Source organism: Pseudoalteromonas sp. ASV78 (genome assembly GCF_047806705.1).
Lineage (GTDB): Bacteria > Pseudomonadota > Gammaproteobacteria > Enterobacterales > Alteromonadaceae > Pseudoalteromonas > Pseudoalteromonas prydzensis_A.
Genome location: NZ_JBLOPA010000001.1, coordinates 1827851 through 1845775 on the forward strand (window position 1 = coordinate 1827851; position 17925 = coordinate 1845775).

General features: G+C 41.6%; 17 protein-coding genes. 10 read left to right on the top strand and 7 right to left on the bottom strand.

Going from position 1 to position 17925, the window contains the following annotated elements; genetic code table 11:
• The first annotated feature begins 169 nt into the window (after positions 1–169).
• The 4 genes from hppD (at position 170) to ACMVDV_RS08380 (ending at position 4458) form a co-directional block, all read left to right on the top strand.
• Entirely contained in the window at positions 170–1216 is a 1047-nt protein-coding gene (hppD, locus tag ACMVDV_RS08365; RefSeq protein WP_304185729.1) for a 4-hydroxyphenylpyruvate dioxygenase, read from the top strand.
• A gap of 153 nt (positions 1217–1369) precedes the next feature.
• A complete protein-coding gene (gene fahA, locus ACMVDV_RS08370) occupies positions 1370–2683 on the top strand; it encodes a fumarylacetoacetase (protein ID WP_416157799.1) in 1314 nt (437 codons plus the stop codon).
• A gap of 142 nt (positions 2684–2825) precedes the next feature.
• On the top strand, positions 2826–3977 hold the full coding sequence (locus ACMVDV_RS08375; RefSeq protein WP_416157800.1) for a M23 family metallopeptidase: 1152 nt from the start codon (positions 2826–2828) through the stop codon (positions 3975–3977).
• Positions 3967–4458, top strand: a complete 492-nt coding sequence (locus ACMVDV_RS08380; RefSeq protein ID WP_416157801.1) for a bactofilin family protein — start codon at positions 3967–3969, stop codon at positions 4456–4458. Before ACMVDV_RS08375 ends, ACMVDV_RS08380 begins: the two co-directional genes overlap by 11 nt.
• 1 nt (position 4459) lies before the next feature.
• Here ACMVDV_RS08380 and ACMVDV_RS08385 read toward each other — a convergent pair whose 3' ends face one another.
• On the bottom strand, positions 4460–4933 hold the full coding sequence (locus ACMVDV_RS08385) for a hotdog fold domain-containing protein (RefSeq protein ID WP_304185737.1): 474 nt from the start codon (positions 4931–4933) through the stop codon (positions 4460–4462).
• Between the two features lie 155 nt (positions 4934–5088).
• Between ACMVDV_RS08385 and ACMVDV_RS08390 the strand changes: the two genes are divergently transcribed.
• The 4 genes from ACMVDV_RS08390 to ACMVDV_RS08405 all read left to right on the top strand — a co-directional run bounded on the left by ACMVDV_RS08390 (position 5089) and on the right by ACMVDV_RS08405 (position 9544).
• Positions 5089–6264: a multidrug effflux MFS transporter gene (locus ACMVDV_RS08390; protein ID WP_064665808.1), complete on the top strand. Its 1176-nt coding sequence runs from the start codon at positions 5089–5091 to the stop codon at positions 6262–6264.
• A gap of 226 nt (positions 6265–6490) precedes the next feature.
• Positions 6491–8329, top strand: a complete 1839-nt coding sequence (locus ACMVDV_RS08395) for a S8 family serine peptidase (RefSeq protein ID WP_416157802.1) — start codon at positions 6491–6493, stop codon at positions 8327–8329.
• A gap of 96 nt (positions 8330–8425) precedes the next feature.
• The gene (locus tag ACMVDV_RS08400; protein ID WP_416157803.1) at positions 8426–9061 is read left to right on the top strand and encodes a LysE family translocator; all 636 of its coding nucleotides are present in this window, start codon (positions 8426–8428) and stop codon (positions 9059–9061) included.
• An 18-nt stretch (positions 9062–9079) separates the two neighbouring features.
• A complete protein-coding gene (locus ACMVDV_RS08405) occupies positions 9080–9544 on the top strand; it encodes a methylglyoxal synthase (protein WP_192540462.1) in 465 nt (154 codons plus the stop codon).
• Between the two features lie 13 nt (positions 9545–9557).
• On the opposite strand, the gene yegD is transcribed toward ACMVDV_RS08405, so the two are convergent.
• The 5 genes from yegD to ACMVDV_RS08430 all read right to left on the bottom strand — a co-directional run bounded on the left by yegD (position 9558) and on the right by ACMVDV_RS08430 (position 15298).
• Positions 9558–10925, bottom strand: a complete 1368-nt coding sequence (yegD, locus tag ACMVDV_RS08410) for a molecular chaperone (RefSeq protein ID WP_416157804.1) — start codon at positions 10923–10925, stop codon at positions 9558–9560.
• A gap of 62 nt (positions 10926–10987) precedes the next feature.
• Positions 10988–11836: a DNA ligase gene (locus ACMVDV_RS08415; RefSeq protein WP_416157805.1), complete on the bottom strand. Its 849-nt coding sequence runs from the start codon at positions 11834–11836 to the stop codon at positions 10988–10990.
• Between the two features lie 33 nt (positions 11837–11869).
• Positions 11870–12526, bottom strand: coding sequence for an HAD family hydrolase (locus ACMVDV_RS08420; protein WP_304185744.1), 657 nt, complete (start codon positions 12524–12526; stop codon positions 11870–11872).
• Positions 12527–12586: 60 nt separating this feature from the next.
• Positions 12587–12886: a hypothetical protein gene (locus ACMVDV_RS08425; RefSeq protein WP_304185746.1), complete on the bottom strand. Its 300-nt coding sequence runs from the start codon at positions 12884–12886 to the stop codon at positions 12587–12589.
• Positions 12887–13006: 120 nt separating this feature from the next.
• Positions 13007–15298, bottom strand: a complete 2292-nt coding sequence (locus ACMVDV_RS08430; RefSeq protein WP_416157806.1) for a TonB-dependent receptor — start codon at positions 15296–15298, stop codon at positions 13007–13009.
• Positions 15299–15796: 498 nt separating this feature from the next.
• Between ACMVDV_RS08430 and ACMVDV_RS08435 the strand changes: the two genes are divergently transcribed.
• Entirely contained in the window at positions 15797–16345 is a 549-nt protein-coding gene (locus ACMVDV_RS08435) for an HdeD family acid-resistance protein (RefSeq protein ID WP_416157807.1), read from the top strand.
• A gap of 83 nt (positions 16346–16428) precedes the next feature.
• Here the strand turns inward: ACMVDV_RS08435 and ACMVDV_RS08440 are convergent, their stop codons facing one another.
• The gene (locus ACMVDV_RS08440) at positions 16429–17298 is read right to left on the bottom strand and encodes a mechanosensitive ion channel family protein (RefSeq protein WP_304185749.1); all 870 of its coding nucleotides are present in this window, start codon (positions 17296–17298) and stop codon (positions 16429–16431) included.
• 217 nt (positions 17299–17515) lie between these two features.
• Here ACMVDV_RS08440 and ACMVDV_RS08445 point away from each other — a divergent pair, with 217 nt between their 5' ends.
• Positions 17516–17725 carry a hypothetical protein gene (locus ACMVDV_RS08445; RefSeq protein ID WP_304185751.1) on the top strand — a complete coding sequence of 70 codons (210 nt, stop codon included), beginning with the start codon at positions 17516–17518 and terminating at the stop codon, positions 17723–17725.
• Positions 17726–17925 lie beyond the last annotated feature (200 nt).

The following is a 17925-nucleotide window of genomic DNA, read 5'->3' on the forward strand; positions in this document are numbered from 1 at the left end:
ACCGCTAAAGCTCCTCCTCTACCATCATCATTTTCAAATGATCGTCCCATTTAATTTACAAATAGCCGCTTAGCTAAATAGATGCGGGCTCTTCCCCTTTTACTCGTTATGGTTAACTATCTGCGCATCAGACACAACAAGACGCAGTGTTTATTGCGGGAGAATTATAATGAGTGAAGTAACTAACCCTTTAGGTTTGGTAGGTATCGAGTTTACTGAATACGCTACACCTGATGCAGATTATATGGATAAAGTGTTTACCGATTTTGGTTTTTCAAAGCTAAAAACATTTAAAGGTAAAGACATTGTTTATTACAACCAAAACGATATTCACTTTTTACTAAATAATGAACGTGATGGTTTCTCTGCAGAATTTGCAAAAAGCCATGGCCCTGCAATTTGTTCTATGGGCTGGCGTGTTGAGAATGCCCAACAAGCATTTGACACAGCGGTAGCACGTGGTGCAAAACCTGCAACAGATTCAACCCACAAAGACCTTCCATACCCAGCAATCTACGGTATTGGCGATAGCTTAATTTATTTCATTGAGCAATTTGGTGACAAAGGTTCAATCTATGAGCAAGACTTTGAAGACTTAAGCGAACAAAATATCGTTGCTGATAAAGGCTTTATCCGCATCGACCATTTAACTAATAACGTTTATAAAGGCACGATGGAAACATGGGCTAATTTTTATAAAGACGTATTTGGTTTTACTGAAGTTCGTTACTTTGATATCAAAGGCCAAAAAACAGCCTTGATCTCGTATGCACTTAAATCACCGTGCGGCACCTTTTCTATTCCAATCAATGAAGGTAAAGGCAACGATAACAACCAAATCGATGAATACCTTGGTGAATACAATGGCCCAGGCGTACAGCATTTAGCATTCTTAACCGATGACCTAGTAAGCTCACTGGATAAGCTTGATAAATCAACCATTGCCACGCTTGATATTATCCCAGAATACTACGATACAATTTTTGACCGTGTACCTTGGGTTGCTGAAGATAAAGAAAAAATCCGTGAACATCAGATCTTAGTTGATAGCCAAAGTGAAAATTGCTACCTATTGCAAATTTTCTCGAAAAACTTATTTGGCCCAATCTTTATCGAGATGATCCAACGCGTTGATGACGGCGGTTTTGGTGAAGGTAACTTCCAAGCACTGTTTGAATCAATCGAGCGCGACCAAGAGCGCCGCGGCGTTTTATAAGCACCGTATTGTAAATTTAAAAAGCAGCATACTTCGCTGCTTTTTGTCGTTTCATCAATATTATAAATGACAATCTGAATTTCACTGTTTAAATCGCGCTATTCATCACCATATCCACTGTAAAGCGCGACTGACTAAACCAAAGGAAATGTAATGAGTTTAATTAACGAAACCCATGATATAAATTTAACTAGCTGGGTAGCCTCAGCGAACGTTGCAAATTGTGACTTCCCAATTCAAAACCTACCATTTGCAGAAGTACGTCGTAAGAACTCTGACGAAGCTTTTCGTGGTGCCGTCGCCATTGGTGACCAGGTTATCGATCTTGCCAAAGTAAACGAACTAGCTATTTTCTCAGGCGATGCACAAACAGCCGTAGCAGCCGCAAGCCAAGCGACATTGAATGAATATATGGGCCTTGGTCAGCAATATTGGTCAGTACTGCGTTTAGCTCTTTCTAAAGCATTACGTGAAGGCGCCGCTGAACAAGCTCAATTAAGCGAAGCACTAATTGCCCAAGCAGACATTGAGTTTGCATTACCGTGTCGGATTGGCGATTACACTGACTTTTATACATCTATCTATCATGCAACAGCAGTCGGTAGCCTATTTCGCCCGGACAACCCATTACTGCCTAACTATAAATGGGTACCCATTGGTTACCATGGTCGTTCTTCATCTATTGATGTATCAGGACAAACATTCCATCGCCCGAATGGTCAAACTAAAGCGCCAGACGCAGAAGTACCATCGCTTGGTCCGTGTAAACGTTTAGATTATGAGTTAGAGCTAGGTATTTACTTAGGTAAAGGTAATGAACTAGGCGATGCCATTGCTATTGAAAATGCAGAAAACCACGTGTTTGGTTTTTGTGTATTCAATGACTGGTCAGCACGTGATTTACAAGCATGGGAATATCAACCATTAGGGCCATTTCTTGCGAAAAACTTTGCTTCAACGGTATCACCGTGGATTGTCACCACCGAAGCGTTAGCGCCATACAAAACCTCATGGACGCGCGATGAAAATGATCCGCAGCCGTTAGATTACTTAGAATCAAGCCAGAACCGTGAACTCGGCGCATTTGATATAAAAATGGACGTGCAAATTGAAACTGCCAAAATGCGTGAACAAGGTGCGGCGCCATCATTAGTCTCTAAATCAAGTTTCAAACATTCATACTGGACAGTGGCACAAATGGTGACTCACCACACAGTAAATGGTTGTAACTTTATGCCGGGTGATATGCTGGGTTCAGGTACGCAATCAGGCCCAACTCATGAAGAAGCCGGTTCACTGTTAGAGCTTTCTCGTGGTGGTAAAGAAAAAATCACCCTTAATAATGGTGAGCAGCGTAGCTTTTTAGAAGATGGCGACAACGTTATTATGCGTGGTTGGTGTGAAAAAGAAGGCTTTGCTCGTATTGGTTTCGGCAGCGTTGAAGGAACAGTTCTTCCCGCTAAGTAACTAAATTGTAAACATTTATTAAATGTAATTATTATAAGGAGGCGACCAACGCCTCTTTTTTTGAGATTAATTACAATTTTTTACTGGCTTTTTCAGCTCAGATTGCTATCTTAATTCGGTTAATAGCCAGTATTTATAAGCCATGTCAGCATTTATTAAGTCTTTTTATCACAAATTATTCCCAGCTAGACAGCTGTTGATCCGCCAAAATGGTGAGGTTAAACATGTGATATTAGCACCTTGGTTACAAGTTTCAGCTGTAGTGGTTGTTTTAATTGCTTTGGCTTGGTTGACGGTATCTACCCTACAAATTTATTCGCAAACCAACAAAATCTCCGATATTGAGCAAAACCAACTATCAAAACAACAACAGTGGCAACTGCAAAAACAACAACAACAACAGCAATACGAAAAACAATTAGCACAGCTTGCCGAATTGGAACAAAAACATGCTTTATTGCAGAGCATGATTGATTCTTTACCTGAGTCGATGAGCAATCCAACAGAAGATGCCGCAACAATCGAAAATGTCGCTCCCAACGAGCAACAAGACGATTTTCATGAGCCACTCGTTGATGAAAAAAACCCACAAAATGCACAAGCCAATTTACTTTCAGTTGAGCAACGCTTTGCTCAACTCGACGCTCACTACTTAAAAAGCTTTTTACAAATTGAGCAACAAGTAGAGTTACGTCACCAAGATATTTTAACCATGCTCAAAGGTGCAGGGCTTGATAGCGCCTTAGCGCGTAATCTCGATGGAGACATGACAGAAACCGCACAAGGTGGTCCACTGGATTTATTTGATGAATCTAAGATCCCTGCTGAGTTTTTAGTCATCGCCGATAAACTGCTGGCGTTGAATAAGCTTGAGAATTTACTCAGTGAGTTACCGCAAACTCTGCCAGCAGCTAATTATTATATTTCGAGTAGTTTTGGCCTGCGTAAAGATCCAGTGAATAACCGTCATGCTTATCATAAAGGTGTTGATTTAGCAGGTTGGCATAAAACCGAAATCTTTGCCCCTGCTGATGGTACTGTACTACGTGCAGGGCGTAACGGTGGCTATGGTAACTTTATTGAATTACAACATAAAAATGGCTTTGTAACGCGGTTTGGTCACTTAAATAAAATCAACGTAAAAAAAGGCCAAACAGTGAGTAAAAATGATGTTATTGGCTTAATGGGCAGCACTGGCAGAAGTACCGGTACTCACCTACACTATGAAGTATTACTTAACGACAAACATGTCAATCCTGTCAAAATAACAAAGGCGCTTTCTCGTGTTCGGTAGAAAAAAATCAACTATAAGTAACTCTTCTGATTCGCAATTAAAAAGAACCAACCACACGCCATCGATCATTTCTGAAGATGTTCGCTTAACCGGCAGTTTGGTTAGCCAAGGCGAAGTACAACTTGATGGTCGTATTGATGGTGATGTTCGCGTCAACCACTTAGTTATTGGTAACACTGGCTGTGTAGAGGGCTCTGTGATTGCTGAAAGCGTGATTGTAAAGGGCAAGATCATTGGCTCACTCAATGCCAGCAAAGTGGTTATTGAGCGCTCGGCGCAAGTGCATGGTGATGTTTACCAAGATACACTCAGTATTGATGCTGGCGCCATTATTGAAGGTAACTTAAAACAACGTCATGAAGCAGAAACCGTTGAGTTAATTACTAATAATACCGAATCAAAAGCCGAGCTTAGCTCAGTATTGAGTGAAGGCGATAACGACTTGTCGTTCTTCAATAAACAAGCCGCAGAAAAAGAGTAAACTATTTTTTCTTAGTGATGTACATCGTAATATCGGCAGTGAATACCAATTCACTGCGGGTATTATAAAGTTTAACCGGCACCAGCAAGTCTTCTTTATCCTGCCATTGTCTTGGCATAGTTATTTTAGCTACAGCGGTCACATCGGTGTCCACTTTCGCTAAATACTGCACCGTCATACCTTTAGGGATCCAACGATGGGTTTTATACGGCACCGTTGCATCAACCATCACGCCAGCACACAACTCAGCTAAATTACATTGTGCGATGGCATGAATAGTACCAATATGATTATGCACACTGCGACGGTTTTTCACTACAGCACTGCAATACCCCTCTTTTACATCCAAAATAGTAGGTTTCATCGAGCCAAAATAAGGTGCTTTAAAGCACACTACTTTGCTAAATAGCCAATTACCTAGCGGTAAATTTTTTAATTTTAACCATGTTTTTAAAACCACTGATTTGTCACTCATAACTTTCTTAATGAAAAGGCATATGCATTAAAATTAACACATCAGACCAGATAGCAGAAGTTTATTTATCTCACTGATAATATTCTTGCGGGTCGGTCATATGGCCTTTCTTTTTTATTTCTACAGACTTAAAATACGCGGCAAAAGGAGCCTTCATGCCAACAACCGATCACCGCAGTCAGCTTAGTGTTATTTTAATTCTCGCCCTTTTGGTTATATTTTGCCCATTAGCAATTGACATTTACCTCCCTGCGTTTCCAACCATTGCGGAACAATTTCAAGTCGGCGAAAAACAGGTGCAACAAACAGTTGCGATTTTTATGCTCACGGTTGGCTTGGGGCAATTAATTGCTGGCCCTCTAGCTGATAAGTTTGGCCGCAAACCTGTTGCACTCAGCGGTATCATACTTTACGCCGTTGCTTCGCTTGGCGCTTATTACGCGCCACATTTTAACGCTATGTTGCTAGCACGTGCAGTGCAAGGTCTGGGCGCATGTGCAACATTTGTGGTTGCTTTTGCCATCGTACGGGATCGTTTTGGTAGTGAGCGCAGCGCACAAATGATCACCTACTTAAACGGTATTGTTTGTTTTATTCCTGCCTTAGCGCCTATTTTAGGTGCATGGCTTACACTGCAGTTTGGTTGGCGAATGAATTTCCTGTTTTTAGCTGGCTTTGCGTTATTGGGCCTATTGGTTACTTTATTGATGTTCAAAGAAACACGCCCTGCCGACAGCGTATATCATGGCCACATTCTCGATTTAAGGCGCTTTATTCCCATCATTAGCACCCCACTATTTCTTTTTAATAGCTTAATTTGCATGGTGGCTATGTCGGCAATATTAGTGTTTGTAACACTCGCTCCTGGTTGGCTTATCACTAAACTCGGCGGCTCTGTCGGTAGTTTCACCTTTTGGTTTACTCTCAATGCAGTACTGAGCATTGTCGCAAGTTTTATCACGCCGCTTTATATTAAGCGTCAACCAAAGCGTGCCCTTAAGGTAGGATTATTACTGCTTGTATTATCTGGTGTGCTGATGCTTAGCCTTAGCCAATATAAAACGCCACTGGCTTTAATGGCGCCCATGTTTATTGCTGCCTTTGGTTTTGCATTAACCTTAGGCTCAGCCGCAGGCAGAGCATTGAGCTTATTTCCACGACAAGCAGGAACAGCGTCAGCACTCATTGGCGTTATGCAAATGAGTGGTGCTAGCTTACTGGTTTTTATTACCCAATTTCTCAATTTAACCACGCCTTTGTTAATTGGCCTGCATTTTCTTTTGCTAGTCCCTTTTACTTACTTTGCATTTATCAATCATCGTATATCATAAAAAAGGACAGTAACACTTTCTCACTACTTTCTAGGTAGTGAGAATCATTATATTTTATTTACCCATTTAGACATCCACTTATACCCATTAGTTATAAAAAAGTGATAATAAGATTATTTTATTCCTTTTTTATGGACAATCTTCCCTTGCACTACAGTAAATATTAATTTAATGTCACATTTCGTTAACGCAAAGTTAACTAAATAACATTCTAGGGATACATAATATGAACACGAATAAACTCGCATTGGCACTCATCATCAGTGGTTTGTGTACAACTGGCAGCGTTGCAGCAGCGAACGATCGCTATATCATCCAAGTTGATAACAATAAAAAAGGCGTCGTGAAAGCACTCGCTAAAAAACTCGGTGGTGATATCAAAGTTGATGGTAATGGCTTCATTGCCGCACAATTTACTGGCCATGATTTAGCAAGCGTTAAAGGCCTGTTAAACAACCCACATATCAAGCTAATTGAAGAAGATCAAAAACGTGTGCCGATGTCTACTTACAATGATGACGCCGGCAATGCAATGGTGCAACAACTTACACCGTACGCTGTATATCAATCGCAAGCAGATCAACTGACCTTTGATGCCAACGCAGGTATGAAAGTTTGCGTGATTGACTCAGGCTTAGACAGTTCAAATCCCGATTTTATTTGGGGTAATATTACTGGCGACAACAACAGCGGCACTGGTAATTGGTTCGATAATGGCGGTCCTCACGGGACTCATGTCGCAGGCACAATTGGTGCGGCAGATAACAATGTCGGTGTTGTCGGTATGGCACCCGGTGTCGCCATGCATATTATCAAGGTATTTAATGCTGAAGGCTGGGGTTATTCATCTGATTTAGCACACGCGGCAAACCTATGTTCCCAAGCGGGTGCTAACATTATTAGTATGAGCTTAGGCGGTGGTGGCTCCAACAGTACCGAGTCAAATGCATTTGCAAACTTTACTCAAGCTGGTGGTTTAGTCGTTGCCGCTGCTGGTAATGATGGTAATAATGTGCGTTCTTACCCTGCAGGCTACCCTTCTGTAATGATGGTTGGTGCCAATGATGCTGACAACCAAATCGCTGATTTTTCACAATTTCCAAGCTGTACAAGCGGACGCGGTAAACGAGCAACAACTGACGAAACGATTTGTGTTGAAGTAACAGCCGGCGGCGTAGATACGTTATCAACCTACCCAGCGGGTATGGCTACAGCCGCTGATTTATCAGCAGACAACACAGCATTTGCATCCTCTGCAATGGAAAATTCAGGCCAAGTAACCGCCAGTGCATATTATATGGGCACAGCAGAAAGCATCGATTCTGGTGCAGCTGGAAAAGTATGCATGATTGACCGTGGTAACATCTCATTTTATGACAAAGTAGCCAACTGTGAGAATTCAGGTGGCACAGGCGCGGTTATTATTAATAACGAAGCAGGTATGTTATACGCCACGCTAGGTGAAACGAACGATACTACGATTCCCGCTGTAGGCGCTGCATTTGAGGATCGCAGTGCGTTACTTGCCAGCACTAACATCAGTATCAATATTGGTACCAGCGATTATGGTTATATGAGTGGTACATCTATGGCAACACCTGCAGTATCGGGTATTGCAGCATTAGTATGGTCACTACACCCTGAGTGTACAGGGACGGAGATCCGCGATGCCCTCAAGGCAACCGCGCAAGATCAAGGTGCATCAGGCCACGACGTTTACTTTGGTCACGGTATCGTTAAAGCAGTTGATGCTGAAGCGTACCTCAGCGCCAATGGTTGTGCAGGCGATAATGGTGGCGGTACACCAACGCCTGGTAATGATGATATCAGCCTTGCTGCCACTGGTTACAAATCAAAAGGCGCAAGCTTTGCTGATTTAAACTGGAGCGGCGCTGCGACCAGTCAAGTTGATATCTATCGTAACGGTAGCAAAGTCTCAACGGTTGCAAACACCAATAGCTATACCGATGCTATTTCTACAAAAGGTGGCGGCTCTTATACTTATCAAGTATGTGAAGCACAAAGCACAACCGTATGCTCAAACAACAGCACCGTTAATTTCTAATTGTTTAATCCAACCTAGCTAAGCGGGCAAATGCCCGCTTTTTCTTTGCCTGTAAGCTTGTTAAGATCAGCCATCTATTACTAATAAATTGCGCTGATGATCAATCCAGAATTTTTACTGTCGTTTTTAGCGGCCAGCTTTTTAATCGCGGTAGCCCCAGGGCCATCAAACGCTTTTTTAATGGCACAAACCTTTGCTAATGGCCGCACTGCTGGCTTACAAAGTGCGTTTGGCTTTGCCCTTGGTGGTGTAGTGCATACTTTTTTTGCTGTGGTTGGCTTAACTGCAATTTTAAAAGCATCTGCGGTTGCTTACGCGACAGTGCAATATGCCGGTGCCGCTTATTTATGTTACTTAGGCATACTGATGCTAAAAAGCACCTTTGTAACAATAAATGACGACTGTGATGACAAGCCCCATGTCAGCACCAGTAAAAAGAAAAATGTGATGTTTCAAGCAATGATGACGGAAGTGCTCAACCCTAAAGTCGCACTGTTTTTTATTGCTTTTATTCCACAGTTTGTGGATCCGAGTTTATCCAGCTCTACCACATTTCAGCTGGCTTTTTTTGGCTTGCTCTACCCTATTTTCGCATTCCCTATTGATTGCACTTATATTTATTTTGGCGATAAAATTGCCAGTTATTTCAGGGACAACCCAAATACGCAATTGTGGATAGACCGAATTACAGGTATTGTGTTTATAGCACTTGCTATCAACCTTTTAGTGTAAAAAATAATAAGAGTCAGCATGGAACAAAAACAGCAAACATTACCCGCTAAAAAAAACATCGCGCTAGTCGCTCACGACGGAAAAAAAGCCGCATTACAGGCGTGGTGTAATAAACATCGTGATGATTTGAGTCAGCATACCTTGTATGGCACAGGCACCACAGGCCACCTAATAGAAAAAAATACCGGGTTAGATGTAATCAAACTACTTAGCGGCCCAATGGGTGGCGATCAGCAATTAGGCGCTAAAATAGCCGAACACGAAATCCATATGTTGATTTTCTTTTGGGATCCGCTCGCCTCTCAGCCTCATGATCCTGATGTTAAAGCGTTATTGCGTTTAGCGGCAGTGTGGAATATTCCGGTGGCGTGTAATGAAGTGAGTGCTGATATGTTGTTAAGTTCATCATTAATGCATGTAGAGCTCGAGCGCAGCTTGCCAGATTACGAAAAGTATCTCGCAACCCGACAAGTTACGCTATAAACGCAGCCACAGGTTAACGATAAAGCATGCTTGCCCATTTAGTGAGTCCAGCGGTGACACTACCAAAGTGATCACCGTTCACCATTTTAATATCACCTAAGTGCTCGATTAATGCCGCTTTGATCAGCGGTGATTGCGCGCTGCCACCTGTAAGGTAAATCACATCAGGAACTGTCCCTGCATCCTTGATCGCTTGTTTTGCTAAACTCACTATTTGCATAATCGAATCATCAACCGCCACAGCTAAATCAGCTCGTGATAGCACTTTATGTAATTGCGGCGCTAAAAACCCTAATTCACACTCATACTCAGTCGCTGATGAAAGCGCAATTTTTGCCGCCTCCCCTTGCTGTACCAGCTGATGACCTTGCTTATTTTGCTGCAAATCGATCAGTCGTTGAAATAACTCAGGTGCTTGAACTTCACGTAACTGTGTAAGTAGTTCTCGGTGATGGTTTTGACTGTAGAACTGGCTTTGTAAATTCACATCGTTAATTTTACAGGCTTGCCAAAATGCTTGATTAGGCAGTGGTAAACCTGATTTAAACTGACTGCCTAATCCTAGCAATGGCATAAGCGCATGGTAGCTCAAAGCAATGTCTAAATCATTACCGCCAACACGTTTACCTGTATGCGCTAAAAAGTCACGATCACGGTCACTACTATCACGAAAGCTAGGCCCCATTTGCACAAACGAGCAGTCACTGGTGCCGCCACCAATATCGATGACTAATACTTTTTGATCGTGTTGTAAGTCACTTTCATAATCAATTCCCGCTGCGAGCGGCTCATACAAGAACGCGACCTCTTTAAAGCCTGCGCGTTTTGCTGCACGCTCTAAAATTCCTAATGCTTGTTGGTTTGATTGCTCTCCACCCACGGCTTGAAAATTTACTGGGCGGCCAATAACCGTTTGTGTTAACTCTTTTTGTAGTGATGTTTCAGCACGCTGTTTGATTTTTAAAATCATCGCGGTGGCAATATCTTCAAAGAAGTTGATTTGTCCTTGCTTTAAGCCTATTGCCCCAAAAAATGATTTCGGGGATTTAACAAAGTAGCCTTCTTCAGGAAACTGCACATATTCATTAATGGCTTCGCGGCCAATAAAAAGGCTTTCATCACCTGGAGCTAGATCTAAATCAGACTTGATCCTTACCATAGTATTAAGCAGGGCTTGGCGCTGGCTTTTAAAATCACTTTCATATGCGCTGCCAGTTAAATGTTGGGCAACAAAATCAACGACTAACGCACTATGATGGGTGTACAAAGTAGATGGTAAGTAGTGCTTTCCTTGTTCTAACGGTACTAGCTCGACAGCGTTTTGTGCATTCATTACACCCATTGCACAATTAGAACTACCATAATCAAAACCAACAAACATCCCGCCACCACTACTTATCAAAAGGCCGCGCAATTTAGCATACTTACAGGCTTTTTTAAACGTTATTCAGCTTTACGCTCGCGGATAAAACTGGCAAAGCGTGGTAGGCCATTTTTGGTAAAGCCATGATAGCGATACGTGATCGTTGCACCAATTGGCGGTGGGGTTTGTCGTTGCTGATCGGTAAATCCAGTACCAATATTAAATTGTAAACCCTGTGCGGTTTCTACGCGCAGCGCCCCTAACATCGTTTGGTACTTGCCTTTGCCGGGTAAATGTTCAATCACCACCGCTTCATTATCCAAATAGGGCTTTAGCTTTAACAGCGCGTCACTGCGACCGCTTTTATGTGTGGCCGTGGCTAAGTGCAACATCACGCCTTCACCACCTTGTTCAATTACCTGCTCAAAAAAGGCTGATAGCGCTTGCTCTGTGCTAAAGTGATGTTGCTGTACAGCCTGAATATGCGGACGATTTAAGCGATTCACTAAATTAAGGTAGTTTTGATAACGTACTTGAAAAGGCGTTGTTTGATCTGGCATATCAAAAACCTGATAAGTTACTGTTTGCCAGTCACTATCGCGTGGTTTTAGCGTGCGTACAATACCGCTGAGTGCTGCAAAATCACCGCGTTTAGTCCATAGTTCTCCGTCTAATCGCAGATTGGGTAAATCAGCCACAAACCACGCTGGGGCATGTATCAGGTTATCATTGCGAGTTATAAACTCAGTGCCAGTCCAAATAGCCCGCACCCCATCAAATTTTTCACTCACTAAATAATTTTCGATGGCGGGTGCTTGGTCTTGCTGATAAACCTTGGCAAGTTGGGCATTTGCAGTAGATTGTGGTTCAGTTGCCCAACAACTAAAACTAGTGAGCAACAACCACAGTATGGTTAGTCTTTTTAGCATATCAGTCCCTTGTTTATAGCTAAGTAGACTAAACTATAGCTTAATTTGTACCCATTGCCATAGCTGTTGTAAATTATCCATCCTTGAGAAAGCCAAACTTAAATCATGCTCTAAAGTGTGCTTATTCGGTATTGCAACCACCGCTACCTTCGCATTGCTAGCAGCGGTTACGCCGGTGTGAGTATCTTCTACCGCAATTGCTTGCTCGGCTGCAATCCCTAAGGTTGAAAGCGCGAGTAAATAAGGATCGCCTGCTGGCTTTGGGTTTTGCACATCATCTTTGGTGATAATGCAATCAAACAGCTCATAAAAGCCATGCCCTTTTAAAATAGGTAAAGCTTCAAGGCGAGCACTGCCTGTAACCAGTGCCATCTTTAAACCGCTTTGCTTCACATTGTGCAACACGTCTTTAGCAAAAGGCATAAGGGCTGGCAGTTGTGTCTGCACAAATTGCTCAAATGCATCATATTTAGCTTGCGCTAACCACTGTGGTGAAACCGATAAATTATATTGCTCAACCACTGCAATCGCCGCCTCTAACGTCGGCCGACCAGAAAAACGTTGGCAAAACTCATCTTCATCATAACTTACACCAAACGGTGCTAAAATATCATTCCAGCAGCTAAAATGGACACTTTCAGAATCAACTAACGTGCCATCCATATCAAATAATACCGCTTTTAAAGTCATCCTCATTCCTTTATTTCAACAATAAAAAAAGGCGCACAAGGCACCTTCACAATCAATAGATTACTCAGTTAAACCCGCTGGCGGCTCAGCAAATGCCTCTTCACCCGTTTCTACATCAACCAGTTCATAACCACGCTCTTTTCTAACCACTTTTAGCACGGGTTTGGCAAATGCTGTTTTAAGCCGTTCAGCATCATCTTGCAGTGCTTCTAGCGTATTACCAAAAGGCGCTGCACCGGTTTCTGACCAATTCGTTACTTTACCATTGAGGTTATATTCAACCTCATGAATTTGATATTGCGCCGCTTCATCTTTGGTTGCTTCACAAAAAATCACTCGGTAGTTCCAAAATCCAGCCATTGCTCTTCTCTTTTAAATTTAATTGTCGCTACTTTAGCAGCTCTAATAAGGCTTTTCACTAGCGTAAAACAAAAAGCCCGCAAATAATGCGGGCTTGGATCTACTTAACTAAAATGGAGTTTAGTAAAACTTCACTTTAAATTCTGCACCGATATAGCGCTCTTCATTTACCATACCAGTGTTGTTATTAAAGTCGATTGCACCGATTACTTGTTGCTCGTCAAATAGGTTACGTACAAACGCAGATACTTCATACTCATAATCACCTTCAGCCCATGCATAACCTGCACGTAGGCCTGTTTCTAATAGTGATTTACCTTCAAACTCAACTGACTCATATAAGAAGAAGTCAATTTCGCTACGGTATGAAATATCGGTATAAGCGAAGAAGTCACCACCAGCCAGCTCTTTAGTATAACGAAGTGTTAAGTTAGAGATCCATTCAGGCGCATGCGGAAGGCTATTGCCATCCAAAATAGCGCGATCTTCAGGGCCAAATGCGCCTGGAACTTGGAATGTAGGATCTTTCACGGTGCACTGCGCACATACTGCAACAGCGAGATCATTATCTTTCAGCTCAGTTTTGTTATAGCTTAAATTAAAGGTGGCATTCAACTCATCAGTTAATACCCACTCAGTATCTAACTCAAAACCATAACCGGTCGTTTTATCAGCATTTACTAAACGGTTAAAGTTAGCGCCACCACCTACAGCCGTTAACTGTTGGTCATCCATTTGATAGTAAAAAACAGTCGCGTTTACGCGGCCACGGCCATCTAATACATCTGATTTGATACCTGTTTCGTATGATGTAACAGTCTCTGACTTAGCAATCGTTACTTCATCGCCAAATAAAATACGGCCCTGAATGCTAGGCGCTCGGAAGCTATTCGCAATACGTGCATACCAATTAACATCATCGTTGATTTTATAGCTTGATGAAATATCCCAGCTGATGTGATCATCACTAGGGTTTTCAGTTAAAAACAGTGCACCACCGCCAGCAGGACTTAATGTACGATTTGCTGAGAATTCTTTATCATCATCAGAATAACGAAGGCCAGCAGTCACTTTAAAGTCATCTGTTAGTGTGTAGTCAACCGAACCAAATACCGCCCACGCTTTAGTGTCTTGCTGTTGAATAACATAACCATTTAATGCCCCATTAGCAGCAGTATCATAACTATAGTTTTCAATGGTTAACGCTTCATCAAAGTAAAATACGCCGACTTGATAATTTAAGTCACCCGCAAAGTTGCTTGATAAACGAAGTTCTTGCGTGTATTGGTCATGCTCAGGAATACCATCAGCACTTTCTGAAGAAAATGGAATAAACCCAGGTCCCATTGCAACAGGTACGTCATTAATTGCATACCCACCATAACCACCATCGATGTCTGCACGAGAATAAATTTCTGCGCTTTCCCATGCTGAGATAGAGGTAATTGTATGGTTAGCTAAATCCCACTCAAGCTTTAAGCTTGCACCTTGAGAGTCAACTTGTTGTGTTGCACGTGATGCTGCATCGTGAAAAACAACATCATGCTCATAACCATCAACTAAATCATTCCTACCTTGCTTGATAACATTGGCACGGAACGCAATTGGAGAACCATCCATATCGCGGATATGGTAGTTAAATAAACCAGTGAAATCGTCACCTTCATACAAAAATTGAATACGAGCAGCTTGATCTGTGTAACCACCTAAAGCATCTTTTTGCTCAAAACCAGGCGCACGATTATCAATATAATCGTCTTTATCTTGCCACAATACAGAAACACGCGTTGATAAGCGGTCTGTTAATGCACCACCTACCGCGCCTTCAAAATCAACTGCACCACGGCTACCATATGATACTGAACCATAACCATCAAAGTCTTGGCTTGGTTTAACTGTATCAAATTTAACTAGGCCCGCAGGCGTGTTACGACCAAACAAAGTACCTTGGGGACCACGTAAAACTTCTACGCGTGCCACATCAAATACAGGGAAGCCTTTTAAAATAGCATTTTCTTGTACAACCTCATCAACTACCAATGATACTGGCTGTGAAGCATTTAAATCGAAATCGGTATTACCTAGGCCACGAACATAAAAGCGTGGGAAAGAGCGACCAAATGAAGATTCAATAGATAAGCTTGGGATTTTCGCATTCATAAAACGAATATCCATACCAGCAGAGCTGTATGCATCTAAGTTATCACCTTGTAGAGCAGAAACCGCCACAGGTACTTCCTGTGCGTTTTCTACACGCTTACGTGCAGTGATTTGAATAACTTCTAATTGCTTGCTTTTTGCACTTGGAGCTTGTTCATCAGCTGCAAGAGTAGAAAATGAAGTACCTGCTACGGCAGAGAACAACGTTGCATTAATTAGGGTTGCTAACGTAGATCTTTTCATTGCTTTCATGTCGGGTTTTAACCTTTTTAGTGCACTCTTGTTCAACGGTTGGTGTGTTGCGCCAAATTCACTCGGCGGGCTCGGCCAATTTTTCGCGCCTTAAGTTAAGCTGCGCGGACCTCTTTGTCGAGAGTGCAAAACGAAGTAAAGAGGCTGAACGAACGATGAAGATTATAGCACTGTGTGACAGTTTTGCTGCATAAATATGTACAATAAAACAAACTTTTTACAACAAATAACGACATGATAAGCGAACTTTGACGATTTTATGCAAATATATTTATTTTATGCGGACATTTGTCCTGTCAATCACATTGCTGTAAATGTATTGAGCATCAATAAGTAGGGGGCGCTAATTAGCTATAATGCTCAATGGGTAAACCTAGCATAGCCAAATTTAATTCTGCTATACAATACTTCTGCAAAGTTAATAGATATATTTTATTGATAAATCACACCTTGTGCTAATGTATATAAACATAACAGAGCTAATCATTAAGGAATAAGATGGATCTCACCTCAACACTTTCAAAAAATTGGTCGGTACTCTTTATACGCGGCTTAATTGCAATCATTTTTGGTGTGATCACTTGGTTTGCACCGAGCGCCTCACTGAGTATTATGCTGTTATTTTTTGCCGGCTATTTTTTATTTGATGGCATGCTAAGAACATGGATCGCTTGGAATTCTAAGCAACACAACCCTTATTGGCGCTGGTTATTGGCTGGTGGGGTGTTATCAATCATCGCAGGGCTTGTTACCCTATTTGCGCCGAACGTTACCGCAATACTATTACTTTATTATGTCGCTGCGTGGGCCATTGCCATTGGTGCTGTTGAAATTTTTGTCGCACTTAAATTAAGAGCTGAGATATCTAATGAGTGGCTTTTGATTATTACCGGTGCCCTGTCAGTACTATTTGGCTTGTATTTAATTTTTAACCCCAGTGCTGGGATCCATACCCTACTTTGGTTAGTCGCCACTTACGCGGTGCTTTTTGGTGCTTTAATCGTACTGTTCTCGTTAAAGCTTAAAAAACTAGCACAGCAGCAATAACTCATAAATAAAAGTCGTTTGCTGCACTTGGCAATAAACGACTTTTATCAGCTTATAATAGATGTACTTGAGTGCTATTTAAGTTATTTCAATGCTCGTCGCGTTAAGGCAATTTCACCATCAATATGAAGATCGCGCTGCGGGAAGGAAATCGTGACGTTATGTTCAGCAAACACTTTATAAATACTAAAACGAATATCACTGCGCACCTGACGTAGCATGGTTTCTGACTCCGCGCAGACCCAAAATATGGCATTAAACACCAAAGAGCTTTCAGCAAAATCATCAAATAACACCGAATATGCTGGGGTCGGTAATATTGCAGGGTGTTCACTTAATACTTGTTTAATTAGCTTTTCAACTAGCAGCACATCCGAGCCATAAGCAACGCCAACACTGACAGAGGAACGCGCATTGCGGTCTATCAAGGTCCAGTTAGTTACTGTGTTTTCGAGTAATTGGCTGTTTGGGATCAACATATGCACACCGTCATTGCGGCGAATACGGGTGGATCGAGTATTAATGGTTTCGACTACCCCTTTTGCAGTCCCTACTTCTAAAAAGTCTCCAATACGGATAGGTCGCTCCCACATTAAGATCCAGCCACTGATAAAGTTATTAATAATATTTTGCGCGCCAAAACCGACCCCAATCGCGATAGCACCGGAGACAAAAGCAAATGCTGTGAGCGGAATATTTAGTACTTCTAAAGAAGTAAAAACCAATATCGCAATACTTAACACTAAGTAAATACGCGTAAATAACAGCACTGCATCAGGGTTCATTTTACGTGCTAGTAATGTTTTGCGAATTAAACGACCAATGCGGGTTACCGCAAACCACATCGCAAAAAGTATCAACGGTACTTGAATCACTTTGGCGACGGTAATTTCAATGTTGTTATAACTAAAAATTACATACGATAAATATTGAGAGACTAACTCTAACGTCATACTTTTTCCAAAATAAATAAAGCGAAATACCTATACCTAAACCAACTCAAGATGCAAGTTTGGGTATATTCAGGGTTAAGTAAGTTTAGCACGCCATAATGGCATTTACGGAGAAGTTAAAGTTCAATATGTTTTTTATGAACAAATTATTAACATTTTCTTACGAGCAATGCTATATAACTACTGTAAGCTTAAATAAAGCACGAGGAACAGAATAATGTCACAGCTGACTTTGAATCAAAAACTAGCCACTTTGCAACCTTTAGTTGATTTGCAACTGTTTGAATCAAGCCTTGAATATCGCAATAAAATTTTGTCTGTACTGGCAGAGCAAGAACACACTCTTAATTGCATTAACAAAGAGTTCGGTCACCAGCAGCCTGCCAGTTTTGGTAGTGAAAAGAAATTTGTATTAGGTTACAACTAATTTTGCACCGCGTGATTAACTATTTAGTGAATTACCCATTAAGTAATATGACAACAACCAAGCAGTAGCTAAAATATAAGTAATTATATTTTAGCTACTATTTTTAAGTTTTCAGCTATTTTAATCTGGGAAATACTCCTTTTGCGCTCAATCCCCTCATTAAACCGATAAACTTTATTGTATATAATCTAAAATTTGCT

Coding starts and splice junctions, on each gene's coding strand:
- hppD (WP_304185729.1), top strand. CDS start 170: ATGAGTGAAGTAACTAACCCTTTAGGTTTGGTAGGTATCGAGTTTACT.
- fahA (WP_416157799.1), top strand. CDS start 1,370: ATGAGTTTAATTAACGAAACCCATGATATAAATTTAACTAGCTGGGTA.
- ACMVDV_RS08375 (WP_416157800.1), top strand. CDS start 2,826: ATGTCAGCATTTATTAAGTCTTTTTATCACAAATTATTCCCAGCTAGA.
- ACMVDV_RS08385 (WP_304185737.1), bottom strand. CDS start 4,933: ATGAGTGACAAATCAGTGGTTTTAAAAACATGGTTAAAATTAAAAAAT.
- ACMVDV_RS08390 (WP_064665808.1), top strand. CDS start 5,089: ATGCCAACAACCGATCACCGCAGTCAGCTTAGTGTTATTTTAATTCTC.
- ACMVDV_RS08395 (WP_416157802.1), top strand. CDS start 6,491: ATGAACACGAATAAACTCGCATTGGCACTCATCATCAGTGGTTTGTGT.
- ACMVDV_RS08400 (WP_416157803.1), top strand. CDS start 8,426: ATGATCAATCCAGAATTTTTACTGTCGTTTTTAGCGGCCAGCTTTTTA.
- ACMVDV_RS08405 (WP_192540462.1), top strand. CDS start 9,080: ATGGAACAAAAACAGCAAACATTACCCGCTAAAAAAAACATCGCGCTA.
- yegD (WP_416157804.1), bottom strand. CDS start 10,925: ATGTTTGTTGGTTTTGATTATGGTAGTTCTAATTGTGCAATGGGTGTA.
- ACMVDV_RS08415 (WP_416157805.1), bottom strand. CDS start 11,836: ATGCTAAAAAGACTAACCATACTGTGGTTGTTGCTCACTAGTTTTAGT.
- ACMVDV_RS08420 (WP_304185744.1), bottom strand. CDS start 12,526: ATGACTTTAAAAGCGGTATTATTTGATATGGATGGCACGTTAGTTGAT.
- ACMVDV_RS08425 (WP_304185746.1), bottom strand. CDS start 12,886: ATGGCTGGATTTTGGAACTACCGAGTGATTTTTTGTGAAGCAACCAAA.
- ACMVDV_RS08430 (WP_416157806.1), bottom strand. CDS start 15,298: ATGAAAGCAATGAAAAGATCTACGTTAGCAACCCTAATTAATGCAACG.
- ACMVDV_RS08435 (WP_416157807.1), top strand. CDS start 15,797: ATGGATCTCACCTCAACACTTTCAAAAAATTGGTCGGTACTCTTTATA.
- ACMVDV_RS08440 (WP_304185749.1), bottom strand. CDS start 17,298: ATGACGTTAGAGTTAGTCTCTCAATATTTATCGTATGTAATTTTTAGT.
- ACMVDV_RS08445 (WP_304185751.1), top strand. CDS start 17,516: ATGTCACAGCTGACTTTGAATCAAAAACTAGCCACTTTGCAACCTTTA.